This window comes from Betaproteobacteria bacterium (assembly GCA_016720925.1).
Taxonomy (GTDB): domain Bacteria; phylum Pseudomonadota; class Gammaproteobacteria; order Burkholderiales; family Usitatibacteraceae; genus UKL13-2.
On record JADKJR010000013.1, the window covers coordinates 1 to 25,745 of the forward strand.

Genomic DNA, 25,745 nt, shown 5'->3' on the forward strand with positions numbered 1-25,745 from the left:
GCCCTGTTTTCCGCCGAAAGCGCCGTCCGCCCTGCACGAGAGGCACGTGAATCACGCCCGCCGCGGATATTCGCACCGACCCTGCCAATAACACCGTCACGTTTATCTTGCCCGGCGAGCTCACTCGGGCCGCTGAAATCACTTTCGAGGCGTGAAGCTCTACGTCACCACCTGGGACCCCGAGCGTGGCTATCGCACCCTCCGGCCAGACGCACAGTGAGCAGCATCAGCGGCGGAGACCCGGCGGTTGACCCGCGAGTAATGGACGACACAAATGTGATTACGCTCCTTGAAAAACAATCGATCTGACGTGCCGCTGCAAAGCCCGTCCGCGTCTGCTGGCCATCGCTTGGCCCATGTTCTTTGAACTGTGTCTGGGCATCGGTGTTGGTGTGCTGGGCACCATACTGGCTGCACCTTATCAGCGATCCGGCCGGCGCCGCGTTCCGCCCTCGCCTAGCAGATTTCCGCGATGCTGCAGCCACCGTTGAGGATAGTGGGCGCAGATATCAACCAGATGTTAACGAAGACCTGGGCAGCCGGGCGGCGCGGCGCGAAGCAGATCCGGTCTTTGTTATTGTAACATAAAGCCGGGTTGAATCAATCAATTACCGCCATTAAGCGCGTTTTGGCGTTATACCCGCCACGTTGATATGTTTCCACTTGGAAGAGTGCTCTTTGTAAACAGTTACAGCGCTCCCGCAAACGTTCGCCGGATGCCGCAAAGAGTACTCGAACAGCGACAGCGTTGATATCACGCGATTGCGCGATACGCCTGCAACAGTGATGGTCTTTAAATGCCGCTATAATAAGTTCTCCCTTTCATTATGTAATTCAGAGGCTGCAGGGTTTTTTTATCGCTCGAATCTTAAACAAGTACTTCAGACTTTGATTACATTTGCATCTTATTAACAAAAATTGGGTTAATTCTCCTGGATGTCAAGCGACAGATGGCGTCTGCCGCGGCAAGACCTGGCGCTCGATCTGCGCGAAACCCTTGCCGGTGCGGCGGAAAATCATTACCTCAGAGCTCGCCCGCCTGGTCCGCGTCGGCCGTCGATGGACGCAGCTTCCAGAGCTGATCACCGCCGTTTTACAACCCGCTGCAGGTCACCTATGAATCCTTTGGTTTAACAACGGGACCTGCTGGTAGAGTCGTCCGGGTCATGGTCGGCGCCGAGCGCCCGCGCGACCCAAATCGACAGTCAACAGCGCGCGCCAAACAGGGAGCGCCATCAACTTCAAATCCCGTAAGCATTCAAACCGCGGATGCCAGATCAAACTGAACCTGCGACTGATTCACTCAAAGATGAAGGATATCATTACCTTCGGATTTCCATGTGTGTGATTGGACGATTGCTGCGCTGGAACCATTGAATACTTTAAATCAGTGTTTTGAATCAATGCTGCGCAAACAAGAATGATCTTTACATCCCAAATAATCGCGGAAGCAGAATCCACGCAACGATGCTGGTCGCAGCCGGTTTCTGAGCATCCGCACCTCAGCCTGGGCGCGAAACCGGTGTGTGGATTACCTACGCCAGCAACAGACCGATGGTGCGATCTGCTCCCGTTACGGCACTGGATCCGCCGCCGACTTTTGAATTCTGCACGCTCACCGCGGGCTGAGAAGCGCGAGATTATCGCGCCGCGAAACGCGATGGTTTTCCAACCATGAAACAGTTCTCGCCACTTTGCGCAGATCCTCAGGCGCAAAACAACAGCGGCGCTGGTGAATAAGCGTTGATGACCAATGGCAGGAACAAATCAACTGCCGGATTTAAATGCCTGATCCGACCGGTACGTCGCCTTCATCGGCGCGAGCCGCCGCCGCGTCCTCCACCGGCATGGAATCATGTGTTACCAAACGCCTCTCCGCTATCCATCCGCTATCTGGCGGTCCCGCGAAGCTGGTGCCCAACCCCCTGGGCGACAACTTATAACTCGCATCATCAATTGGATGCAAGGTTGGCGCTGTGGGCAGATCATCTTGCAATGCCGCCCGTGATAACGCGGAAGTCAGGAATGCGTGATGAGGATGCTACAACCTGACCGATTGGGTTGCGGTTGGCGCTGAAGTATGGCGCTAGGAACTGAGTTGCTTAAATGTCAAGGACCAATCTTTTCACCCGATTTTTTATGTTGTTATATCGGTTCTTGAAAGCTCAGATCATTATCGGTGGCGAAGCGCACCACGCCGACCGCGTTAGGAAACTTTATCGATGTTGATTGACCCGCCAAATCGTGAGATCGAGCTGCAGAATCGCGCGTCACTGTTGAAACGCCTCATGGATCATTTAGACCAGAACCATGGTTCCTTCCAGGCGCCGCCTTATAATCGAAGTGCCAGTTTTGAATCACGATTCTTTATCGTGGCATTAGTAGATCGCGGATTCCATACAAAGCAAACTCGAGCAGATTAACGATACGCAACTTCCACCTGATGGGTTTAAGCGCAGGACAGATACGAATAGGCGTAGGATATTTGTTTAAACTATCGGTTCAACTTTTTGCCATGTTTTAATCCCGATACCGTCGTTGTGAAACAGATCATTGCCAAGTGAGAAATCGTCCCCAGGATTTTAACAGAGAAGGCGATCAGACATTATCTTCGCAAACCACCATCCGATTTTTGCTGGCACAAAATTATGAATAAGCCATAAACTATGCAAGAACCTGAGGACAGAAGAGTTTGCTTGTTGTAAATAAGTTTTCCAATGAAAATGAGGCTGTATCAACCTCACCACCCCCGCGCCTATCACGCCGGCATGTCGAATGCCGCCGCGATCGACGAGCCGCCATCCCGATACCAATGGCGGCACGAAAAGTGGTTTGACACAGATGCGATGTTGCAAGTTTAATTGTGCACCCCTGTAATCACCTTGACAAGTGTCAATCGCGATCTTCGGCAATTAAACGGACACGGCATTAAATCGGATGTAGGCGATTCACCGACAAACCGTAGCCTTCGCATCTGACAAGTTCCGGCATCCGGGAATGGAAGCTCGAGCTTTTCGATACTTTTAATTGTCCCTCGTAACGAATATATTTCAGAAGTAGTGATCGTTCAATCAACTTTAGGAGATTATCTTGAAAAATTCATATGCAGGTGCGCTGACTTTGATGTTCGGCGCGCTCGTCCTCTCGGTGGTTGCGCGTCGGACAAACCCGTCGCGTCTGTCGCCTCTTCTTCGCAGGCAGTCCCTACGCAGGTCAGCGAACGCATCGACCAATGCCCGACCCGCGGCAGCGCACATCCAACCGATGCAAACAGCCGTGGTTGCACCCAACGCCCGCAAGTAATATGGTCTACTTTGATTACGACAGCTATACCGTGAAGGATCAATATGCAGGAGTCGTTCGCGGCAACGATACCAGATTACCTGGCCAATACCAATGGCGCGATTAGCAGACGCTGGACGGTTATGCCGACGAACGCGGCAGCCGTGAATACAACATAGCGCTGGGACAAAAGCAGCGCTGACGCCGCCAAGCGAGCATTAGCCGTGCTGGGCGTGAAGAACGACCGCACATCAGAGACGATCCCGGCTTTGGCGAAGACAAACCAAGGGCACTGGCCATAATGAAGCCGCATGGGCGGAAAATCGCCAGGTCGATTTTGTGGTGAAGAGCGGCAAATAGGCTGGCGCCAAATCCATGATTGCAGGGAAAGCGCCCGGCCAGCCTGGCTAGCGCGCCCCGCATGATGCAAACAAACAGGCCAGGGCTCGGGGGCTGACGCAAACGCTAAGCGGTTCGTGTCCGGTTGCTACGCACCAGGGAGAAAATCACGCCTGCCGACCATCGGCCAAAGCCCAAGCCATTGCCCCATCCGGAAGCCCAGCCCAGGATGCCCAGAAAGCTGTCCGGCTCGCGCGCAAATTCATTAAAAACGAAAGCTCTGCCGTATCCAATCAGGAACACGGCCGACCACCGCCCCACCGGTCGCGGCTTCTTGAGTAGATCCACAAAATCACGAACAACGGGATTCCTTCCATCGCGAACTGATACAACTGCGAAGGATGGCGTGCCAATGGCGGTAAGCATCAACCTGCAGAAACCACATGGCCCACGGCCCTCGCGGCGTCGGTCACGCCGCCCCGGCAATTCGCCATTGATGAAAGTACCCATCCGGCCCCCGCGGCGGGTCCCGTCGGCACCAGTGGCGCGATGAAATCCGTCACCCCCCAGAAAGAACGATTGGTTTTGCGCCCAAACCACCACATCGCCACCAGCAGCCTAAGCCGCCATGAAACGACATGCCGCCCTGCCATATATAGAGAATTTCGATCAGGGTGCGCGATGAAGTAACCGGCATGTGGGAAATCACGTAACCAATCTTCCGCCCAGCACAACCCCGAAAGGCATGCCGAAGAACAGCAGATCGTCCGGGGCTTCCAGATGAAACCGGTATCCGGGCGGCGTTTCATGTGCAATCTCCCCAACGCCATGAACAGCACGAACGCGACGACGTACATCAACCCATACCAGCGAATGGCAACGGGGCCAAGTGAGAGCGCGATGGGATCAAGGTGGGGTGAGTCGGCATGGGGTCAAAACAAATTCAGCAGAATGCGATTATCGCATCGCTATCGCCGCTTACCCGCGATGGCCCGATCGGGCTGTCTCCAAAACCGTCGTCCCAGCCTCCGCTGGGACGACGGCAAATTACAAATCTGTAGACCAAACTCCAGCATCCACGCGCCTCACGGGCAATAAATGCCTTTCAAGCAGCGCCAGTGCTAGTGTTTCATAATCTACATCCTGCTAGTCCGCCTTGATCTGCGATTTCTTCACTACATCGCTCCAGCGCGCGGCTTCCACCTTGATGAATTCCGCGAACTCCTTTGGCGACATGGTCGCCGGTGCGGCTGCTTCACCGACAGGCGCTCAGCGACAGCAGGTGTCTTGCCCTGCAGCAGCCCGCGCGCCAGTTTCTGCACGATGGCATCCGGCGTGCCGGCGGGCGCGAGTAATCCGTACCACTGTGAGGTTTCAAATCCGGTGTAGCCCGATTCCGCAACAATCGGCATCCACCAGCGCAGGCGAACGTTTTTGCCGTGCCGACGGCGGTGGGACTACCATGTACCTGCTTTTACGTGCGCCATCAGCGGCGGGCGCCGGTGAAGGTGGTCGCAAGCCTGCCGGCAAAGGTCGGTCTCATCATCGGGCCGGTGCCTGTACGGCTTGGGTCGCCATAAAACCGCAATCAACGCGAGGTACGCCATTGCCGGGTGCCCCGAACTGCCATTGCCCGCCGAGCCGTATTCAGTTCCTGATTTTTCTTCGCGTATTCCACCAGCTCTTTGAGATTCTTTGGCACCATTTTCCGAATTCACCTCCAGCATGCTCGGCCTTTGCCAGCAGCGTGATCGACACGAAAATCGCCAGCCGGGTCATAGGGCAGTTTGGGAAACATGGCCGGATTCACGGCTGGCGTGCCGACGTGGCCGGGATGATGGTGCCCAGCCATCGGGCGCACTGTTTTTCGCTTCCTGCATGGCGATATTGCCGGCGCCGCCGGGTTTTGCTTTCAACCAAGTCAATGGCCGAGCGTCTTCTGCATTTCGCCCGCAAACGAAGCGCGACACAATATCCGAACTTCCGCCCGGCGCGAACAGCACGAGCAAGCGGATCGGTTTACTGGGGTAGATGTCGGCGTGCGCCGCACCGCACAAGGCGAGCGCCGTGCGATGGCGGCAATGATTCGAAAGTTTCATGTTGGCACCTGAAAGTGAAAGTGAAAGTGAAAGTGAAATTGAGGAATTCTCTATGCGTTGCGCAGCGCCATTCTCGTGACGCCCCAAAAAACACTGTCGTCCCGGATTCAGTCCGGGACCCAAGTTGTTGCACACCCCGATGCGAAGAACTGGATCAAGACACCACATGTGTTCCGCCCAACAGACAATCGCCGATAAATTCCGACAGACGTGATCGTTGCTTGCTCTACGATTCGGCAAGCACACAACCTCTCCCCGGCGCTCCAACCAGAATCGGTGCTGTACTGCTTCATCCGGAAACGCGCGCCACCGGCGTAAGCAATTCTCCATACGCCGTTGCGTTGCCGCGCGGCTTTTCCGCGAACCACGTGTGCGGCCAATCGGATCCCCACAATACGCGTCCGGCGAACCGTCCGCCAATGTGGGGCGGCAATGTGTCGCACGCGGCAAGCGGCGCCTGCATCTCCGTGCGATACTGCGCGGAAATCTTGATCAGACACCGCGTCTGCCGAGGCCCGCGGGTCCGCGCTCGGTTGGCGTGGTGCGACATCCGCCCCATGCCGGCCAGATGATCGCCCACGACGTTGATGGCCCACGCCTCAGGCCTCTCGCGCACCACGCATAGGCGCGCGGGCCGCAGGAACGAATACAAGTGCCAGCCCAATGGACAAGGCACTCCACGGTCCGGTCGATCAGCGCCGGATCGTTGCCGACCGGAGAGACCAGATTGGATCGCGCCCGCGCACCCCGGCCGCGTGCATGTCTTCCAACCGCCGGTCCGTCACCCCGGGATCGAGGACCGCCACGCCGCGATACGCCACCCGACGCTGAGGAGTGCGGCGAGCATCACCGAATTGTCAACGCCTTACGCTCGGTTGCACCAGCACGACGCGGTCGATGCCGTGCGGCTCCGCGGTCGCGCGCCACATCGCGAGCGTATGGTCCGCGGGCGTGTAGTGGCTGCCCGGCAGCACCGGGCCCGCGAACACATGTGCGTGCGTGTCCCAGCGATGCGATTGCGGGATTACGTTCGACTGCGCTATCAAGAAATTATTCGGGCTTGATGCCGCGATCCTTGATGACCTTGCTCCAGATGGCGGTTTGCTCATGGAGAAACTTGACGGACTCCGGCGTGCCGCCACTGAAGACTTCGCCACCGAGACCCGCAATGCGTTCGCGCACATCGGGCGCGTCGAGCGCGGCGCGCAAAGCGCCGGCGAGCTTGGCCAGCACGGGTGCGCGTGTGCCGGCAGGCGCGACGATCACATTCCATTCGTACACCTGATAGCCCGGCACCGGCCTCGGCGATCGTCAAAACGTCAGGAAGAATGGCCGAGCGCTGCTGCTGGTCACCGCGAGCGCCTGCATTTACCGCCCTTGATATGTTCCCGGGCTCGAGGCAACGTTGGCAAAAAGAACAGTACCTGCCCGCCGAGCGTCGATCAGCACAGGTCCGCCACCTTTGTACAGCATGCAACATATCCACTTCGCCTGCCAGTTCGAACAACGCACCGGCCAGATGCTGCGCGGAACCGTTGCCTGACGACGCGCGTGACAATCGCACCCGGTTGCTTCTTTGCCAATACAGTCACATCCGCCCCGACTTCACCCGGATAGCCGGCCGTGGAAACCAGCATTCCGAAACGGCGCCGTCGCCGATGGGTGTAAATGCCTTGTCCCGTGTCGTAGGGAAGCTTGGCGAACAGGCTGGGATTGACGGTGTACGACGACGCATCGAGCATCAACGTGTAACCATCCGGCGCCGCCTTGGCCACCGCGCTCGCCGCGATCTGCCCGCTGGCGCCGGGACGGTTCTCGACGATCACCGGTTGCTTCAGGGTCGCGGACATTTTCGGTGCCACCAATCTCGCCATCAGGTCCGCGCCGCCACCGGCAAGATAGGCTAACGACGATGGTGATCGGCTTCCGATGGATATTCCTGTGCGATGGCGGTGCCCGCAACGAAGAAGGACAGGAATATCGACAGTGCGATCAAGCGTATCAAGCGGGCGGCGGGGGAAGGAGCTGGGGCAACTGGCTGGGGAAATAGCAGAAAATCTCTATGGGCTCCGACTGCACGAAAGAACTAAGTCAGGTTGACGGTGTAATGGAAAGCGTTGGCGTCGCCGCTGACGCTTACCTCCACACCAGCCGCCCGCAATATCGAACGCCTGCCGGAAACCATCACGCACGGGTGCCGCGCCGACAATTACGGCAGTCGCGCGTCGGCGGCGTTGAAGTTGCCAGATTCGATCGTGTCCCGTCGCGCGATGCACCACCACACCGCAGCGGGCGGCGTATTCAGGATACATCAGGTCGCCCATTGCGGCGGGTTCGCTGGCGACCATGGCGGAAAAGCGGCGCGCATCCGCAGATATTTTCAGCAGGAGGCGCGGTGCATCATCCAACCAGCGGGTACGCGCCATATGCGGCATTGCCGCCCGCGCGGATGCCAGGTTAATTGGCGAGCTCGGCGGACGCGGCGATGTCCTACCGCTCATGATCTTCGATTTTGGAATCTGCGCGGCGCCGGACGCGCCGAAACGAAAGAAGCGCATCAGTGAGGCGCCCGCCAGCCCCGCGCGCACAAACGTGCCGCGCCCGTGCCGCCGTTCCAGCAGCCCCTCATTCACCAGCAGCGCGATGGCCTGACGCATGGTCCCGAGTGCGACCGCGAATTCCTGCATCAATACCGTTTCGGCGGGAATCGGCTCGCCCGCCGCCCAGCGTCCTGCCGTAATCGCGGCGCGCAGGCGTTCGGCGATGGCGGCGTAACGTGCGCGGCCGATATCGGTATTGACCGCAGCGAGTTGGGCGGAAGGTGGCAAGGCAATGTCCTATAGAGGACTAGATGATAAAGCAGGTTTGCGCCGGAAGTCAATTCTCCCGGCGTGCCCGCACGGGTACAATTCCATCAGGCAGCAATTCGCACCGTTATCAGGCAGCATTCCGCACCGTCATTTCGCACGTCAATTCGCACGTCACATCGCACGTTACATCGCACGCCACCTCCACCCTCATCCCTTCGCTCACTCCCGCAGATAAATCATACTACGCCCACCCAAAACGCCCCAACCACCTTTCCGCTCATTCGCCATCACCCAGGGCAAGGAACGCGCTAACCGCTCGATGCTGCGCGGCATCGGCTACAAAGATGCGATTTTCAACAGCCCTTCATCGGCCTCGCCAGCAGCCACTCCACGCTGAACCCCTGCAACGCTGGCATCCAGCCGCTCGCCGATGCTGCCGACGCCGCCATCCGCGAAGCAGGCGGCATGCCGCAAATGTTCGGCACCATCACCGTCACCGACGGCATCTCGATGGGCACGGAGAGGCATGAAGTACTCCTTGGTATCGCGCGAAGTGATCGCCGACTGATCGAGACCGCCTGCCAATCACGCAATTCATGGACGGCGTGCTCGCCATCGGCGGCTGCGACAAGAACATGCCCGGCGCGATGATCGGCCTGTGCCGCATGAACCTGCCGGCGATCTTCGTCTACGGCGGCACGATCAAGCCCGGCCACCACAAGGGCCAGGACCTGCAGGTGGTTTCAGTGTTCGAAGCCGTCGGCGCATTCCAGGCCGGCAAGATGGCGAGGAAGACTTCGGCTGCATCGAGCGCTGCGCGATCCCCGGCGTGGGCGCCTGCGGCGGCATGTACACCGCCAACACCATGTCCAGCGCCTGCGAAGCGATCGGCATGTCGCTGCCTTACTCTTCCACCATGGCCGCCGAAGACCAGGAGAAGGATTCCGCCGCCGAATCCGCGCGCGTGCTGCTCGCGGCCGTCAAGAAAGGCCTCAAGCCGCGCGACATCGTCACCCGCAAAGCGGTTGAGAACGCCATCGCCGTCATCATGGCCGTGGGCGGCTCGACCAACGCGGTGCTGCATTTCCTCGCCATCACCCACGCGGCCGATGTGGATTGGACCATCGACGATTTCGAGCGCATGCGCAAGAAGGTCCCGGTGATCTGTGACCTGAAGCCTTCCGGCAAGTACGTCGCGGTCGATCTGCACAAGGCCGGCGGCATCCCGCAGGTGATGAAGCTTTTACTGAACGCGGGATTACTGCACGGCGACTGCATGACCATCACCGGCAAGACCGTCGCCGAAACATTGAAAGACGTACCCGACGTGCCGCCGAGCGCGGATCAAGACCGTGATCATGCCGATCGACAAGGCGCTATATAAACAGGGCCACCTCGCCATCCTCAAAGGCAACCTCGCCCCCGAAGGCTGCGTGGCCAAGATCACCGGCCTCAAGAACCCCGTCATCACCGGCCCCGCGCGCGTATTCGATTCCGAGCCGCAACTGATGGACGCCATCATGGCCGACAAGATCAATCACGGCGACGTGATCGTGCTGCGCTACGAAGGCCCCAAAGGCGGCCCCGGCATGCGCGAGATGCTGGCACCGACGGCGGCGCTGATCGGCAAGGGCTTCGGCGAAACCGTGGGGCTCATCACCGACGGACGATTTTCCGGCGGCACCTGGGGAATGGTGGTGGGGCATGTGGCGCCCGAAGCGTTTGTGGGCGGCACCATCGGCCTGGTGCATGAGGGCGATTCCGTCACCATCGATGCGGTCCAGCTGCTGATTCAGTTGAATGTGGATGAGGCGGAGATTGCGAAGCGGCGGGCGGCGTGGAAGGCGCCTGCGCCAAGGTATACGCGGGGGGTGTTGGGGAAATACTTTAAGTTGGTGGGGACGGCTAGTAAGGGGGCGGTGACGGATTAGGGCAAACTGGAGAAGAGAGCGTGCGAGACAAACTCTTTATCCGTCGGCAAAAGGCGCGGCAACGTCCCGAGTCTGCGGCGGAACACTCCGTCAAGCAACTTGGATTTGACAAGTGGTCTTTGCGCGCTTCGCAGACGGCGACAATCCTGGGCGTACTTACTGCCATCTTTAGCTATTTCTACACTGTCAAGCCAATTTATCGAAAAAGCGCTGCTTGACGAAACAATAGCGAAGAAAAGAAATCAATTGCGGTCAGTTACTGGTGCGCTTGAAGAAAATTACAAGCAATTAAGATCACTTACGCTTCGCAATTTCTTGTTTAGAGCCTCAGCTGAATGCGGAGGAATCATTAATTCGAGGGCCCTGAAGGATATTGAAGTGCCCAACGAAAAAAAACCAACCGCTGAAGAGGAATTGCGTTCAGTAGATGTAGCGGCATGTATTCGTAAGGTCCATACCGATTACCAATCTCTCTTGACTCCATTGCGAATATCCGATGCGGCTAGACTACGGGCAGAACTCGATGCGCGGAGCGCTAAGCTAACCAGCAGACGTGAAGTCTTTCTGCAAAAGATTCGCTCACTTCCAGTTGATGCCAGTCGGGATCCATCTATTCTTGAGCCCCCGGGACCGTTTCGACAACGCTCGCTTGATTTATTGGCTGAAGCCGCGCGCAAAGTCGGTGCAAAGTATTACCCATCAAAGGAGCAATTGCTGGCAGAAGGTATAGCGCGGACACAGCATTCGATTGTTCGCAGCTTTGAAGAAGAAATTAGAGATGAGTTGCAGTCTATCTCTGATGCTTCGTGGAATTTGCCCAACTAGCCGCAGCGCTTTCGCCGCCCACATCCACAAGCCCATGATGGGGACAGGGATAAGCGCCACGCAGCTTAGTAGTCACAACACAAAGCTGCCATGGGAATATTTTCTGTGTTAAAGGTTTCAGCGTGATTTGTTTTCGCGACCGAGAAAAACTAATCACGCTGCCCCTAAATTCTCGCGTACCAACAACCCGTGCGTCGCTAGCCAATCTGGGGCAGAGGATCTCAGATTTGAATCGTTATGTTCTTCCGAACGGTCACTTTTACCCCAAATTTTCTGAGGAAGCGAATAGTTCGATCTGAACCGTTGAATTGAATGATGGGAGATTTGAGATAGGACGTAACAATGGTCTAACAGCGCACGTGTCTCATCAAGCACCGGAATGTTCAATCGTCGCCTCTAATTGCAGAAATGCTTTTCCAACATCACTTCCTTTGAGTTCAACTAGTTTATCTTGTCCACTCCCGCTTTCAGCTTCTTCCAAAGGCAGTTCGAAACACAGAGTTGCAAGTTATTTGGGCTCGATTCAACATCCAACTTGCGTTGAACGGAGGCGTGTTATTTGCATACCTAAGCCTCATTAAGGACAATGTCGTTTCAAAGTTCGAACCCGCAGCGCCCGTTTTTGGTTTGATATTGACGATACTCTGCATTCTGGCTGAACGAGCGGGCCGCAGAAATCTTGCGTACTTCGATAGCAAAGTGCGGGCAATTGAGCAAGCGCTATTCAACAAAGAGGCTGAGCGCAAACTTTGCCCCCTTCAGCACATCCCTCTCTTTCTTCAACGACCAAGCAAACCTATCGCGGACATTGATCTTTTCATTTTCAGTAGCTTGGTTGTATCTACTGTCGTCTCGAGATCTATTTCCATGGGTCAGTTCAGTAGCAATTTGCTATTTTTGTCTGGTACTTACCTGGGCACGCGAACATGGTTGGGGCAATCCTGAGCTTGACAGAATTTATTCGCCGCAGATAAAGCATAATAAATAATAAATGGGGTCAGACTGAATTAAAGGGGTAGCGTCAATTGTTTTTCGAGTCAATTGACGCTGACCCCTGACTGGGCAGCAGCTTCCGGCAAGACCGTTCAGCAGGATGAACGTGGTGCCTTCACACGACACCGCCGTCACCACTGCGCTGGCGCCTTCTCTAGGGAAAGCCCGCCACATCGACCGCCGACGCGCTGGCCGTCGTCGTGCCATTGCCGAGTTGTCCCTGGAAATTCTGGCCCCAGCATTTCACACCACGGCTCGCGGTGCGCGCGCAGGCGTGAGCGAAGCCCGCGGCAATCCCCGTCACGCCGCTCGCCAACCCGCTGACGTCGGCAGGTACGGTGCTATTGGTTGATGAACCGCACATCACACCGCCGGTGGTGGTCAATGCGCAGAGCTGGCTGCCGCCGACCGCAATCGCCACTACGCCACTGGCAAAACCCCCGGCGTTGTAAGGCGGCGACGGCGCGAGGCCGCTCAGATCCCAGCATTTGATCGCACCAGCGGTCGTGACGCCGCAAGTGGGGGTTGAAAAACCATCGGCGGCAATGGACGTGATGCTGGATCCCAGCGCGCCGACAGTGACCGGCACGGTCTGATACTGGTCCTTGAAATCCGGCGCCGGGCCCTCGAAGCCGAGCGCATAACCCCAGCATCTGACGCTGCCGCTAGTCACCAGCACGCAACTTTGGCGGCTGCCGGCCGACAGCGCAGTGACGCCACCCGACAGCGCGCTGGAGTTGGGCGTCAGCTTGTCGACATACGTTCCATCCGCCAACGCTCCACCGGAGTTGCTGCCCCAGCATTTCACGGCACCGGCGCTGGTCAAGGCGCAGGTCGCACTACTGGCAGCCGAGATCGCGGCAATACCGCTGGTGAGCCCGACAACATCGGTCGGCACATTCCGGCTGATTCTGGTGCCGTCGCCGAGCATGCCGTTGAAGTTCGCACCCCAGCATTTCACGCTGCCGTCCGCCATCACCGCGCAGGTATGGTCGGGGCCGGCCGCGACGGCGGTGACGCCACTGCTCAACCCGAGCACATCGACCGGCGCGTTCCTGCTGATGTTGGTGCCGTCGCCAAGCTGGCCGGAAGTGTTGTCGCCCCAGCATTTGACGCCCCGGCTTGCCGTCAGGGCACAGGTGTGTCCACGTCCGGCTGTCAGATCGCCGCGTACCTCCACGCCGGCCGATCCCACCTCCAGCGCCAGCAAATCCAGCGGCAGCAGCGTCGTCACCACGAAGGCCGAGAACTGCGACGCCGTTCCCGCATTCGGCGCGGTGAAGGCGATGTTGAACACCGTCTGCCCTGGTGCCGCATCCAGGCTGCCGACCACCGTCGGCGAGCCGGTTTGATCGCGCACCAGCTGGATTTTCTTCACGTTGTACGGCCCGATGACGGGCAGGAAGTCCACCGTGGCCGGATCGAGCTTGACGGTGAAGTTGACCGTATCGCCGGTGACAAAGGTGTCTTTGTCCGCCACTACCGCACCGGTCGCCAATGCGCCGGGCGATTTGGCGATGTCGGTGGTGATCGCCAGTTCCACCGCATTGATGCTGAACAGGCCGAACAACCGCAGCGCTTCGCTCAGATTCGAGCCGGCTGTGACGCCGGCCTTGAGTTGCAGCTTGTAATCGGATTTGTAGAGCGGGTCGGCGAGCTGACTTTCCTTGAGCGCAAAGCTGCCCAGCAGATCGGCAGATGCCTTGATCTTGATGAAGTTGAAGCGCAGCGATTTGAAGAACGGGTTGCCGACCGAGGCATCGACAAAGCCAAACGCGGAAAACTTGGGTTCGAGCCGGACATCGCCGATCGATGGCGCGTTCAGTGTCGGGGTGAACTTCGGCGGCGCGATGTCCAGGCCGGTTTCAAAATTGCAGTCAAAGCCGCCGCCCACGCAGGAGAAGCCCGCCTTGGCATCGGCAATGAGTTCAACCTTGCTGCCGATACCCATGGTCGCCAGCGTGATCTTGCCGCCGGCCTCGATGCCGACGCCGACCGGCACCAGGCCGCCGATGATCAGTGCAAACGGCCCGCCGACCGGCACCCGGAATATGAACAGGTCGGCCTTGCATTCGACCTTGCCTTCGAATGCCGCGACGACGTTGACACCGCCTTCGACCTTGACCGTGGGCTTGGCGCGGACAATGAAGCGCTCGACTCCTTGCGCGCCGGCGGCGTTGTATTTGAAGTCGAGCGTGGGGTTGATGCTGACGCTGAACAGTGGCGGCGCGCTCAGCACGATCGGCAATGGCGCACCGGGACCGCTGCCGGTGATGGTGGTTTCACAATTGGTGAACGGCGGCAGCGCGCTGGTGCCGACCGGCCCGTCGCGGCTGATGCCCTTGTCGGCCGGGCCCTTCAGCGTCGTGTTTGGCAGTGCAGCCGCTTTGCTGGCAGCCGCTGCAACGGCGGCACCGGACTTGGGCGTGAAGGTGTAGGTGTCGCCGGTGCGCACGACATCGTAAGCCGCGGCGAGATCGCCGGGAATCGTGACCGGCGCATTCCTCATTTCGATGGTCTCGTCGATGTCCAGCGTCGGAAACATGTCGCGCAACGTCACCAGGCCCAGCGTGACCACCGCCGGGTTGCTGCCATCGACCTGAAGCACCCGCCCGGCAACAATTTTCGATCCGGTATTGATCAGCAGCGAGCCGACCGCAGGGGGCGTACCAGCCAGCGTCACTTTGTAGGTATTGCTGAAACTGGGCGCGGCAACGGCATTGGTTTCAACCGGTTCGCCCACGATCTGCTCATCGTCGAGCAGGATCGCACCGGATGCCGGCACGGTGGCCACCGCCAGCAGCGGTGCCGAGCTGACGCCACCGGCGGTGGCAACGATCTGCGTCACACCATTCAGCGACGACGCCGTCGCCAGTCCGTTGCTATCGACCGCGATATTGGCGGCGCGGCTGGAACTCCAGGACACCGGCACATTGAGGCGCCGCCCCAGCGCATCGGTGACCTTCGCTACCAATTGCCTGCTGGCGCCTACCTGGCTCAACAGCAGGCCGCTTTGTTCAATCGCCACGTTCGCGATCGACGGCGCGACGATTGCTGTGAACGGGACATTGGCCGCGCTGCGTGCCTTGATCGCCGCAATATCGGCGGCCGTGACCACACCGGAGGCATTGATGTCGTAACGCACGCTGTTGTCGTCAATGACGTGGCCGGATCGCGACTTTGCGACCGCGATATCGGCCGCGTTGACGCTGCGGCTGGCATTGGCGTCGCCACGCAGCAGGCCGAGCGATACGTTGGCATCGACCGGGATGCCGTTGATGCTGGCAAAGGCGATATGCACGCGCTTGTTGTCGGCAACGGGTGCCAGCATGATCGTGATTTCATTGCCGGCGAATCCAACCGTGGCATCGAGAATCACCGAGGATTCATCACTCACCGTGACGGGACCGACCGCCGTCACCGCTGCGCTGAACTGGAATACGAGGCTGGTTCCTCCCAGCTGCGCACGTGGCTCCACGCTCACCGCGCCATCGATGGTCGCCGTGGTATCGATGGGCAAATCCTTCAATCCGGCAGCGCCGTGATTCTTGCGCGACTGCACAGCCAGCAGCGCCAGCGGCTGCCCCGCCGGGATGATCGCGATATTCCGCGTCACCTGCGGTGCCGGCAGGAAGCCGGCGGCGCCGGCCTGATTGGCGGCAATCACGCAATTGCCGCTGGCAACGCCGGTGACCGTGGCGCCGTTGCTGCCGGCGACGCTGCAGGTGGCTGGCGTGACCGACGTAAAGGTGACCGGATTGCCCGATCCGCCGCCGGTGGCCGTGACTGTGCCGCTGCTGCCGACCGCGATCACCGGCGCCGGGCCGAAGGTGATGGACTGCGCAACCGGAATCGGCGCGAAGGCGGCCGTGACCGCCTGGTTGCCGTTCATCGTGACGCTGCAGGCGCCGGTGCCGCTGCATGCTCCGCTCCAGCCGGCGAAGGTGACGTCACCCGCGGGTGTGGCCGACAGGGTGACCATGCTGCCCGACGCAAAGCTCGCGGAACAAGTCGCGCCGCAATCGATGCCCGCGGGACTGCTGGCCACCAAACTGGCGGCGCTGCCGGTCTTGTTCACGGTCAGCACCGGCGACGGCGGCGGACTGGGGGCAATAAACGGGCTGAGTGACTGCGCGTTGTTACCCACAGGCACCGTGGCCGTGACGGCGTTGCCAGCGGTGCTGATCACCGAAACCGTGCGGGTGCAATTGTTGATGACATACACCGATGCGCCATCGGCCGTGACCGCAACGCCGTTCGGACACTCGCCCACCGGCACCGTCGCACTGATGGTCTTTGAAGCGGCGCTGATCACCGAAACGCTATTCCCCAAATAATTCGTGACGTAAACCCGGGCGCCGTCGGGCGAGACCGCGACGGCGTACGGTATGCCTAAACCCGCGTCGCTGATGGTATCGGTCACGGCATTGGCAGCCGTGCTGATCACCGACACGCTGCCGCCATTCGAGTTGGCGACATAAACACTGGCTCCGTCCGGTGTGACCGCCACACCGACTGGCGCGGCCGCCACCGGTATGGTTGCGACCACCGTGTTGCTACCCGTGTCGATCACCGAAACGCTGTTGCTGTTGTTGTTCGCTATATAGACTTTTGTCCCATCCGGCGTGACCGCCGCGCCCTGCGGGAGAATTCCAACCGGCACGGTGGCCACGACGGTATTGGTACTCGTGCTGATGACGGAAACGTCGTTGCTGCTGGCATTGGCCGCGTAAATACGCGAGCCATCCGGCGTGACCGTCAATCCGGTCGGGTTGGTTCCCGCCGCAATGGTAGCGATCACGGTGTTGGTCGCGGTGTTAAGCACCAGCACGTTGTTGCCCATGCCGACGTAGGCGCGTGAACCATCGGGTGCAAACGTCACCGCGACCGGGAAGGACGCGACAGACACGGTGGCCGTCACGCTGTTGGTCTGGATGTCAATGATGGACAGCGTTTTCGAGTTCGCGTTGGGGATGTATGCGAACGGCGCCGCGGAAACCGTCGATCCGACAAGAGCAGCGACCGCCAGCCCGCACGCCGACAAGATGCGCATGCCCCTCGATGGAAATCCAGCGGCCCACCTTGGGCAGCGCAAGGTAAAAGTCAAGCACTGGCGCGCCTTCCAGGCCATTTTCGGCCAGGAAGGCGCGCCAGTGATAGAGTTTATTGCTCCAATGTTCACATTGCCACCTGTTGCCGTTGCGATACCACCCATACGGAATAACCAGGGGGAACCAGACATGCGGGCCGGCAAAAGGTCAGCGTGGCAGCACAACCCCGGGGCGTCACGCAGCGGCAGTGGACCCGCCGGCATGCCGCGGCACCTCCAAGCTAATGGGTGATCCCTTTATTTCTCCACCCGATTCGCCTTCTCTGCATCCTGATCGCCACCGGGACGGTTGGCATGGTGCGGCGCGGTCCGGTAGTGCTCGGCCAACACATATTTGCCCCAGTCCCCCTTGAACTCACGCCACACGTTATGGATGTGATTGGCGTTGTTCCGGGTGTTGTCGTACTCGATCAGGAAAGCGGAGCCCAGAATCCGGTAGTAATGGCCCTGCCCCTTTTCGCGACCGCCCATCCAGGCAAACTTGATGTTCGCCAGGTCTGTCCTAAATCTATCGAATCTATAGGGCCAGGCTTGCATGTTTTCGTGGCCTGAAATTATCGATCCGGCTCCTTTTAACCGCGAGCCTATCTATTTTTTTGGCATGCCCTTACCTTTCTTACCTTCTATACTTCGGTTGTGCATAGCCCACGAGAAAGAATATGAATCCACATTCCCACCGCATTTCGATTGCCCTCGCTACCGCGTTGGTTCTACTGGCGGTCAGCGCCCCCGCTTACGCGAGTTGGCCAAGCGACCAGCCAATCAAGATCATCGTGCCGCAGGCTGCCGGAGGCACCAACGACACGGTGGCTCGGTTGATTGGCGTCGAACTCGGCAAGCTGCTGAAGCAGACGGTGATCGTTGACAATCGTCCCGGTGCGGCAGGCGCCATCGGCATGCAGGCCGTGGCAGAAGCCAAGCCAGATGGCTACACGCTGGGCCTGGCATCGGACTCGGCAGCGCTGATGGACGTCACGCGGCCGAACCTGACCTGGAAGTTCAAACGTGATCTGCAAGGCGTGGGCATGATTGGTGACCAGCCAATTTGTGTCGCCGTTTCCGCCAAATCGACCTTCATGTCTTTTGCTGACGTCCTCAAGGCCGCCAGGGACAAACCTGGCAGCGTGGCCTACGGTACTTCCGGCGTTGGCACATCCCAGCACGTCGTGGGCGAATGGCTTGCCAAGCTTGCCGGCGTTCAGCTATTGCACATTCCGTACAAGGGAGGCGGACAGGCCACCACCGACATCGTTGGCGGCCAGGTTCCGCTGGCGGTACTTGGGTTGGCACCGATGTTGGCGCAGGCAAAGGCGGGCACCGTTCGCATCGTGGCCGTTACCTCACCAAAGCGCGCAGGCGCGATCCCCACCGTGCCAACCACGACCGATCTTGGTTATGCACAGATTGCTTTGACACAGTGGGCCGGGGTGGTCGCCCCCGCGGGGACGCCTGAGGCCATCGTCAAGCAACTCTCGGAGGCGATCTTCAAAGTCGTTTCACGGCAGGAGGTTCAACAGAAATTGTCTGATGTCGGCATTGACCCGAAGCCACTTGGCCATCAGCAGTTCGACAAGTTTCTGAAGACCAACGTGGATACCTGGGCCCGCGTCGTGCCTAGCCTCGACCTTAAACTGGAGTGATACGGCACTTCGGAGCGTCTGATCAAAGGGATAGCGTGCAAAAGACAAACATTGTTCTGGTTTTGGCGGATAACCTCGGATGGGGCGAGCTCGGCTGTTATGGTGGCGGGGCCATACGGGGCGCTCCCACGCCCCGTATTGATGCATTGGCCGGCGAAGGCATCCGCCTTCTCAACTTCAACGTTGAGAGTGATTGCGTGCCGACACGCTCGGCGCTCATGACCGGCCGTCACCCGATCCGCACGGGTGCGCTGCAGTCGGTGCCCGCCGGCCTGCCGCAGGGTCTTGTGCCATGGGAGATCACGATTGCCGAGTTACTATCCGGCGCCGGCTATGCGACCGCCATGTACGGCAAGTGGCATCTGGGGGACAAGGAAGGGCGCTATCCCAAGGACAAAGGCTTCGACGAGTGGTATGGCATCCCCCGCACCACCAACGAGAGCATGTTCATGGAGTCCGTCGGATTCGATCCGACTGTGGTTGATATTCCCCATGTGATGGAAGGCGTCAAGGGTAGTCGTGCCGAGAAGCGTGAGGTCTACGACCTTGAAATGCGCCGGCGCATCGACGAGGAATTGACACGCCGTAGTTGCGCGTTCATTCAGCGGCAGGCGGTGGCCGGGAATCCGTTTTTTCTTTATGTGCCGCTGACACAATTGCATTTTCCGACGATTCCGCATCGGTCCTTCGAAGGGACCTCCAGGAAAGGCGACTTTGCCGACTCGCTCATTGAACTGGATGCCCGGGTCGGGGAAATACTCGATGCGGTGGACGCGTCAGGCCTTCGCGAGAACACGCTCTTCATCTTTGGCAGCGACAACGGCCCGGAATACCGTCGGCCGTGGCGCGGCAGTGCCGGGATGTGGACCGGTACCTACCATACCGCCATGGAAGGCGCGCTGCGCGTCCCGTTCATTGCGCGCTGGCCGGGACACATAAAGCCCGGCGGTGTCACGAACGAGATCGTGCATGTCGTGGACTTGTTTCCGAGCCTGGCGGCGGTTGCAGGCGCCAATATGCCAACGGACAGACCCATCGATGGCGTCAACCAACTGCCATTTCTCAGTGGCAAGACTGAAAAGTCCGCACGTGAAGGATTCGTCTACTTCATCAAAAACGAAATGCGGGCCGCCAAGTGGCGAGACTGGAAGATGCACTTTGTCTGGGAGGTCGAGCCCAATGCAGGCGCCAACCACCTCGAAACGCCCTATCTATTCAACCTTGTCCAAGACCCGAAAGAGGAATCCGACGTGAACAGCACCCAAGGCTGGGTGCGCGGCCCGATCAGAAAGATGATTGATGCATTCCAGAGATCGCTAAGAGAAGCGCCGCCAATTCCTCCGGGGGCACCGGACGAATTTGTTCCGGCGGCATACCCGTCAAAACCTCATTGCAATTGATTACCTTCTTGTCGCAAAACAATGGAGGTTTCCATGATCAATATGACGGCCGCAATAGCTGCCACACTGGCAGCCCTCATTTTTTCAGGATGTACGACATTGCCGTCCGATCGCCAGATCGCAGCAACCGATGAAGAGCACCTTCTTGCCCTCGAACGCGAATGGGTGGAGGCTGAAGTCAAACACGACCGCCAGGCGCTTGAGCGCATTCTCGACGAGAGATTGGTTGTTGTTTATGCGTCGGGAAAGACATCGGACCGCACGGATTTCATCAAGATGATTCTCTCCAAGCCGATTGCGCCGTACAAAGTCATCAATGACATGGTGCGTGTGTTCGGCGACACCGCGGTGGTCGTCGATCGCTTTGGCCCCGGGCTCGCAACCAAAGTAACGTGGGTGGCCATCAAGCGCGATGGGCGCTGGCGGGTGATTTCCGAAACGTTTTCCAGGGTGGCAGAAGCAGGAATGAAATGAACTAAGCAGACACTGAATGACAAATTAAGAAATTAAAGGGGTCGGCGTGATTTGTTTTTGACGTACGAACGCAACAATCACGCTGCCCCCTTTCCTCCCCAGAATCCACACCCCGCCGATTTACTCGCGCGCCTCTTCAGCCATTTTTGGCCGGGACGCCGCACCAGTGCTAGAGTTCACGAATAGGAACTCAACGTTCGTACGAGGCTTGAAAAAAATAGGGCCAACGCTCGCAACACAGCAATGCGACATTGAAAGAGCCCACGTTCGCACGAGTTATTCCTCATTTATTCCTTTTGGTCCCGTAAATATCCTGAGCCATGAGCACCCTGTTGCGGCAAACGAAGGTTGGAAAGCTCGATGCCGAAACCGGCAGCCGTCTCGACCATGACGGTTATCTTCTCCTGCGCGGAGCCATTCCGGCGGACTGGCTCCCGACGCTGCGTGCCGCATTCGAGGCGGGCGAGCTGGCATCCGATCGATGGCCGGTTCCGCGCGGCCACGATTGGCGACACGCCTTGCTCGACCTCGATCCCGTGGTGCAGCTGGTCTGCCGACTGCCTGCGCTGCTAGCCGCCGCGCACCATGTGCTCCGTGGGCCGTTCTTCCTTTCCCAAGTCGAGGGCCGCGAGCCCCGCCCCGGTGGCGGTGCGCAACAACTGCATCGCGACGGCCCCGGGTCCAACGAGACGCAGACGGTCTCCGTGCTGGCCTTCCTCGACCCGTTCGGACCCGATAACGGCGCTACGCGCGTGGCGCCTGGCACGCATCTCGGCGAGGGGCTTGCGGCGGCGGCCCCGGCCCAACCGCAGGCCTTCGTGACTAGCGGAGACGCTGGCGACGTTTTGCTGTTCGGCTCCACCCTGCTGCACGGTGCCACCCGCAATGAGACCGGCGCCCCGCGCCGCTCGCTGCTCTTTTGCTATGCGATCGAGGCCCTGCGCGAGAGCTACGACAAGACCCGCGCCATGCGGGCCGTGCGCATGGACACCGATGAGGGGTTTGATGCATAGCAAATAAGTGCAGCAAATAAATGGCAACAAATAAATGGGGTCACCATTTACCTCGGAGTTGCCATCGTAAAACGCCATTTGGCGCGCCGCTCCAGCCCCTTTTGCCCCGAACGCCTCGCCAGCGCTAGAGGTTGAGTATTCTCCACGACAACAGCGCCGCCAATGGTCGTGAATCAACGGGACCGGGCTCGCATTTCCTCGCGGGCTGTACATATCGATCCTGCCCCGTTAACTCTTACGGCATTGCAGCCACGCAGTAATCGGGTGGATCGTCAGCGCTTCGGGCTGGGAACGTGCTGGTCGAACAGGAGCGTGTTGCCGTCGGGGTCGGTGACTTTGAAGTACGCAGGCCCCTCGGTCTTCTCGTCCGCCTCGGGCACAATCGTGAGCCCACGCGCCTTCAAGGTGCGCTGCAGCTCGCGCACATCCTGGAAGTCTTTCAGGGACTCCTTGTCCTTGTTCCACCCCGGGTTGAACGTCATGATGTTCTTGTCGAACATCCCCTGGAACAGCCCGATCCTCGCGTTCCCGCTCTGGAGGACGATCCAATTCTGTTCGAGCTTGCCGGCGACCACCTTGAAGTCGAGCTTCTCGTAGAAGGCCTTGGAGGCCTTGATGTCCTTGACGTTGAGGCTGACGGAAAAATTGCCGAGGTCCATGGTCTTCTTCTCGCTGGGCGGGGCGGATGGCGCCGCAGTCGTACCGGCCGTAGCGATGATAGCGATCAAGGCCAGCGCACCGGCGAGCATGCTGGTGAAAGTGAGTGTTTTCATGTGAATTCTCCTTGGGGCGAGAGTCAGCCACATGGGACGGCGACTCGAACTCGCGTGGGTGCTAGCATGCCCGAAAACCGCAAAGTGAACTTGCCAATCAATGGGCCGCCATTTCGCGCGCCTCCCCGGCCTCCTCTTGCCAGGTGTGCCGCTGCAACGATGGCTATGGCAGTGTCGTTCCCGATCTTGCCTTCACGGCCGCAATATCCGCAGCGCTGATGATGCCGGTTCTATTCACATCAAACATGAAATTGGATAGTGAGCTCGACTCACCGGCACGCGCTTTTATGGCTGTGATGTCATTGGCATCAACCGAACGTGAACTGTTGAAATCGCCCAGCATGAAACCCATCGAAAGCGCCACCGTTGCAAAGCCGTTGATGCCGGTCAGTGTGACGGTAATGCGCTGGCGATCGGGAATTTTGCCGAGGTTGACGACGACGACGGCACCAGAAGCCGTAGCGGCTGCGTCGGTCAGCTTCGCATCGTTTGCATCCACCACGACCGCCACCGGATCGACTGAGGTGATGGGAGAGGCAAACTGGAAAATCAAATTGAACCCATTCGCGCTGGACCGTGGTTCAACGGTGATGGCGCCTTTGATGGACTGCAGGTAGTCAATGGGCAGGTTGTAAAAAATGCCATTTTGAACTTGCTGCGATACCACTGACACCAAAGCCGGAGGCGGCGGGGACGTGACAGTCGACGTCACCGATGAGCTGTTGTTATTGGTCACCAACTCGCCGCCGCCGGACACGGTGGCGGTATTGGTGATCGAAGCCGGTGCATTGGCGGCAATATTGACCGTTAGCGTAACCATCGGTGCCGACGCGCCGGACGGGATGGCGGTGTTGCGCGAACAACTCAACACGGTGCCCGTGCTGGGCCCGCAATCCCAGCCACCGCTAACGGCGATGGCGGTGGTGGTCAGGCCGGCCGGCAGGTTATCGCTGATGGTGTAGCCCGCACTTGTGGCGCCATTGCCAATGTTGTTAACAGTGAGCGTGTAAATGGCGGTGCCGCCGCGTTGAAAAGCGCTGCTGGTGGCCTTGGTGATCGTCAGGTCCGGGGCGACCACGGTGACCGATACCGTGTTCGAGGCGCTGTTGTTGTTCGTCACGGTCTCGCCGCCGCCGGAAACGCTTGCCGTATTGGTGATGGAGGCGGGAGCATTGGCGGCGATACTGACATTGAGCGTAATCAGCGGGGCCGAAACACCTGCGGGAATGGTCGTGCTTCGGGTACAACTCGCCACCGTGCTTGTGGAGGCGGCACAATCCCATCCAGTACCGAATGTTATTGTGGCCAGTGTCAAGCCGGTCGGCAAGGTGTCGGTTACCGTGTAAGCACCATTGGTGACCAGCGTACCAATATTGTTAACGATGAGCGTGTAACTGGCCGTGCCGCCCTGCGCAAAAGAGCTTGGTGTGGTCTTGGAGATCGTCAAATCAGGCGCAGCGGCACCCACGCTGATGAATGCGGTACCTGCGTTGTTGTTGGTCACCACCTCGCCGCCACCCGCAACGTTTGCCGTATTGGTGATGGAAGCTGCTGCATTCGATGCGATATTGGCGGCAAGTGTAATGACCGAGTTCGTGCCCGCCGCGATGGGCGTGGTTCGCGTACAGGAGACCGTCGTACCGGTCGTGCACGTCCAGTTTGAGCCGGTCGCGGACGTTACCGTAAGGCCCGTCGGAATCGTATCCGACACGGTAATCGTTCCGGACGTCGGGCCATTGCCGCCGTTGGTGACGGTGAGCAGATAGGTCACCGTACCACTCCGTTGGAACGGCCCACCCTGTGCGACTTTTGTGATGGTCAGGTCCGGCGCGACGGCGGCAACGCTGATAATTGCACTTCCGGCGTTGTTGCCGGTATTTGATTCCCCCGGCGTAGTGACGTTCGCCGTATTGGTGATGGAAGCTGCCGCATTTGATGCGATATTTGCAACCAGCGTGATGACCGAGTTTGTGCCGGCTGCAATGGGTGTGGTTCGCGTGCACGAAACCGTCGCGCCTGACGTGCACGTCCAGTTTGTGCCGGTTGCGGACGTTACCGTAAGGCCAGTCGGAATCGTATCTGTCACGGTGATGGTTCCGGTGGTGGGACCGTTGCCGCCGTTGGTGACGGTGAGCAGATAGGAGACGGTTCCGCCTTGCTGGAACGGTGTCCCTTGCGCAACCTTGGTGATGGTCAGATCAGGTGCGACGGCGGCAACGCTGATGACTGAACTCCCTGCGTTGTTGGCATTGTTGGACTCACCCGTTGTGGTGACATTCGCGGTATTGGTGATGGTGGCTGCCGCATTTGAAGCGATATTTGCAACCAGCGTGATGACCGAGTTTGTGCCGGCTGCAATGGGTGTGGTTCGCGTACAGGAAACCGGTTGGGCATTGGTGCAATTCCAATTGGTGCCGGAGACAGACGTTACCGTAAGGCCGGTCGGAATCGTATCCGACACGGCAATCGTTCCGGACGTCGGGCCATTGCCGCCGTTGGTGACGGTGAGCAGATAGGTCACCGTGCCGCCCTGTTGAAAGCCTGAACCCTGCGCTATTTTTGTGATTGTCAGGTCCGGTGCGACAGCGGTAACAGAAACGGTTGATGAGGCACTATTGTTGTTGGTAACCGTCTCACCACCGCCAGAAACCGTTGCGGTATTGGTGATAGACGCAGGCGCATTGGCGGCGATATTCACTGTAACCGTAATGGCAGGTGCCGAGGCACCTGCGGCGAGGATGGCCGCGTTTGTACAGTTTAACAATGCAGATGTGGGGACTGTGCAAGACCACGGACTAAAGGTGCTGAACGATGAAATGGTCAGACCGGTCGGCATCGTATCGGCAATGGAAAAGCTTGCCGTGGTTGCCGCGCCGCCGACATTGCTGGCGGTAAGCGTATAGCTGGCGGTCCCGCCCTGAACGAATGTGCTGGTCGTGGTCTTGGACAGGACCAGATCCTGTGCAACAGCCGGAAATGCCAGCGTGCAAAAGAGCGCCAGTCCGACGAACAGACGCGTCACCAATGACCTCGCTCGCGAAAAGACGCTCATATCA

General features: G+C 59.0%; 16 protein-coding genes and 3 pseudogenes. 7 read left to right on the forward strand and 12 right to left on the reverse strand.

Features of this window, described 5'->3' with window-relative positions:
- Positions 1 to 3,412: 3,412 nt before the first annotated feature.
- Positions 3,413 to 3,481 (forward strand): annotated as a pseudogene (locus IPP88_16455) (peptidoglycan-associated lipoprotein).
- Positions 3,482 to 3,747: 266 nt separating this feature from the next.
- On the opposite strand, the pseudogene lgt reads toward IPP88_16455, so the two are convergent.
- The 8 genes and pseudogenes from lgt to IPP88_16495 form a co-directional block, all read right to left on the reverse strand.
- Positions 3,748 to 4,478 (reverse strand): annotated as a pseudogene (gene lgt / locus IPP88_16460) (prolipoprotein diacylglyceryl transferase).
- 318 nt (positions 4,479 to 4,796) lie between these two features.
- Positions 4,797 to 5,033 (reverse strand): hypothetical protein, encoded by a 237-nt coding sequence (locus IPP88_16465; protein ID MBL0124240.1) that lies wholly within the window; start codon positions 5,031 to 5,033, stop codon positions 4,797 to 4,799.
- 363 nt (positions 5,034 to 5,396) lie between these two features.
- Positions 5,397 to 5,720: a hypothetical protein gene (locus IPP88_16470; protein MBL0124241.1), complete on the reverse strand. Its 324-nt coding sequence runs from the start codon at positions 5,718 to 5,720 to the stop codon at positions 5,397 to 5,399.
- 289 nt (positions 5,721 to 6,009) lie between these two features.
- Positions 6,010 to 6,396 carry a hypothetical protein gene (locus tag IPP88_16475; protein ID MBL0124242.1) on the reverse strand — a complete coding sequence of 129 codons (387 nt, stop codon included), beginning with the start codon at positions 6,394 to 6,396 and terminating at the stop codon, positions 6,010 to 6,012.
- A 181-nt stretch (positions 6,397 to 6,577) separates the two neighbouring features.
- Positions 6,578 to 6,766 (reverse strand): hypothetical protein, encoded by a 189-nt coding sequence (locus tag IPP88_16480; GenBank protein MBL0124243.1) that lies wholly within the window; start codon positions 6,764 to 6,766, stop codon positions 6,578 to 6,580.
- Between the two features lie 4 nt (positions 6,767 to 6,770).
- Positions 6,771 to 7,016 carry a hypothetical protein gene (locus IPP88_16485; protein MBL0124244.1) on the reverse strand — a complete coding sequence of 82 codons (246 nt, stop codon included), beginning with the start codon at positions 7,014 to 7,016 and terminating at the stop codon, positions 6,771 to 6,773.
- A gap of 146 nt (positions 7,017 to 7,162) precedes the next feature.
- Entirely contained in the window at positions 7,163 to 7,570 is a 408-nt protein-coding gene (locus IPP88_16490; protein ID MBL0124245.1) for a hypothetical protein, read from the reverse strand.
- Positions 7,571 to 7,780: 210 nt separating this feature from the next.
- Positions 7,781 to 8,548, reverse strand: coding sequence for a GntR family transcriptional regulator (locus IPP88_16495; protein MBL0124246.1), 768 nt, complete (start codon positions 8,546 to 8,548; stop codon positions 7,781 to 7,783).
- Between the two features lie 301 nt (positions 8,549 to 8,849).
- Here IPP88_16495 and ilvD point away from each other — a divergent pair.
- A pseudogene (gene ilvD / locus IPP88_16500) lies at positions 8,850 to 10,461 on the forward strand (dihydroxy-acid dehydratase).
- 99 nt (positions 10,462 to 10,560) lie between these two features.
- The gene (locus IPP88_16505) at positions 10,561 to 11,286 is read left to right on the forward strand and encodes a hypothetical protein (protein ID MBL0124247.1); all 726 of its coding nucleotides are present in this window, start codon (positions 10,561 to 10,563) and stop codon (positions 11,284 to 11,286) included.
- 1,147 nt (positions 11,287 to 12,433) lie between these two features.
- Here IPP88_16505 and IPP88_16510 read toward each other — a convergent pair.
- Together IPP88_16510 and IPP88_16515 are read right to left on the reverse strand one after the other, a co-directional pair.
- Positions 12,434 to 17,332, reverse strand: coding sequence for a hypothetical protein (locus IPP88_16510; GenBank protein MBL0124248.1), 4,899 nt, complete (start codon positions 17,330 to 17,332; stop codon positions 12,434 to 12,436).
- A 294-nt stretch (positions 17,333 to 17,626) separates the two neighbouring features.
- A complete protein-coding gene (locus tag IPP88_16515; GenBank protein MBL0124249.1) occupies positions 17,627 to 17,926 on the reverse strand; it encodes a DUF3500 domain-containing protein in 300 nt (99 codons plus the stop codon).
- Positions 17,927 to 18,048: 122 nt separating this feature from the next.
- Between IPP88_16515 and IPP88_16520 the strand changes: the two genes are divergently transcribed.
- The 4 genes from IPP88_16520 to IPP88_16535 all read left to right on the forward strand — a co-directional run bounded on the left by IPP88_16520 (position 18,049) and on the right by IPP88_16535 (position 21,916).
- Positions 18,049 to 19,029, forward strand: a complete 981-nt coding sequence (locus tag IPP88_16520; protein ID MBL0124250.1) for a tripartite tricarboxylate transporter substrate binding protein — start codon at positions 18,049 to 18,051, stop codon at positions 19,027 to 19,029.
- A gap of 35 nt (positions 19,030 to 19,064) precedes the next feature.
- Entirely contained in the window at positions 19,065 to 20,429 is a 1,365-nt protein-coding gene (locus tag IPP88_16525) for an arylsulfatase (protein MBL0124251.1), read from the forward strand.
- Positions 20,430 to 20,462: 33 nt separating this feature from the next.
- Positions 20,463 to 20,903: a nuclear transport factor 2 family protein gene (locus IPP88_16530; GenBank protein MBL0124252.1), complete on the forward strand. Its 441-nt coding sequence runs from the start codon at positions 20,463 to 20,465 to the stop codon at positions 20,901 to 20,903.
- Between the two features lie 320 nt (positions 20,904 to 21,223).
- On the forward strand, positions 21,224 to 21,916 hold the full coding sequence (locus tag IPP88_16535; protein MBL0124253.1) for a phytanoyl-CoA dioxygenase family protein: 693 nt from the start codon (positions 21,224 to 21,226) through the stop codon (positions 21,914 to 21,916).
- Positions 21,917 to 22,188: 272 nt separating this feature from the next.
- On the opposite strand, the gene IPP88_16540 is transcribed toward IPP88_16535, so the two are convergent.
- Entirely contained in the window at positions 22,189 to 22,575 is a 387-nt protein-coding gene (locus IPP88_16540; protein MBL0124254.1) for a VOC family protein, read from the reverse strand.
- A 277-nt stretch (positions 22,576 to 22,852) separates the two neighbouring features.
- Positions 22,853 to 25,741, reverse strand: a complete 2,889-nt coding sequence (locus tag IPP88_16545; GenBank protein MBL0124255.1) for a DUF11 domain-containing protein — start codon at positions 25,739 to 25,741, stop codon at positions 22,853 to 22,855.
- Between the last annotated feature and the right edge of the window lie 4 nt (positions 25,742 to 25,745).

Bases quoted from the DNA above. Each gene is read 5' to 3' on its own strand.
- IPP88_16490 (MBL0124245.1), bottom strand. From the start codon at position 7,570: ATGTCCGCGACCCTGAAGCAACCGGTGATCGTCGAGAACCGTCCCGGC.
- IPP88_16465 (MBL0124240.1), bottom strand. From the start codon at position 5,033: ATGCCGATTGTTGCGGAATCGGGCTACACCGGATTTGAAACCTCACAG.
- IPP88_16510 (MBL0124248.1), bottom strand. From the start codon at position 17,332: ATGCGCATCTTGTCGGCGTGCGGGCTGGCGGTCGCTGCTCTTGTCGGA.
- IPP88_16545 (MBL0124255.1), bottom strand. From the start codon at position 25,741: ATGAGCGTCTTTTCGCGAGCGAGGTCATTGGTGACGCGTCTGTTCGTC.
- IPP88_16520 (MBL0124250.1), top strand. From the start codon at position 18,049: ATGAATCCACATTCCCACCGCATTTCGATTGCCCTCGCTACCGCGTTG.
- IPP88_16540 (MBL0124254.1), bottom strand. From the start codon at position 22,575: ATGGACCTCGGCAATTTTTCCGTCAGCCTCAACGTCAAGGACATCAAG.
- IPP88_16530 (MBL0124252.1), top strand. From the start codon at position 20,463: ATGATCAATATGACGGCCGCAATAGCTGCCACACTGGCAGCCCTCATT.
- IPP88_16515 (MBL0124249.1), bottom strand. From the start codon at position 17,926: ATGCAAGCCTGGCCCTATAGATTCGATAGATTTAGGACAGACCTGGCG.
- IPP88_16535 (MBL0124253.1), top strand. From the start codon at position 21,224: ATGAGCACCCTGTTGCGGCAAACGAAGGTTGGAAAGCTCGATGCCGAA.
- IPP88_16470 (MBL0124241.1), bottom strand. From the start codon at position 5,720: ATGAAACTTTCGAATCATTGCCGCCATCGCACGGCGCTCGCCTTGTGC.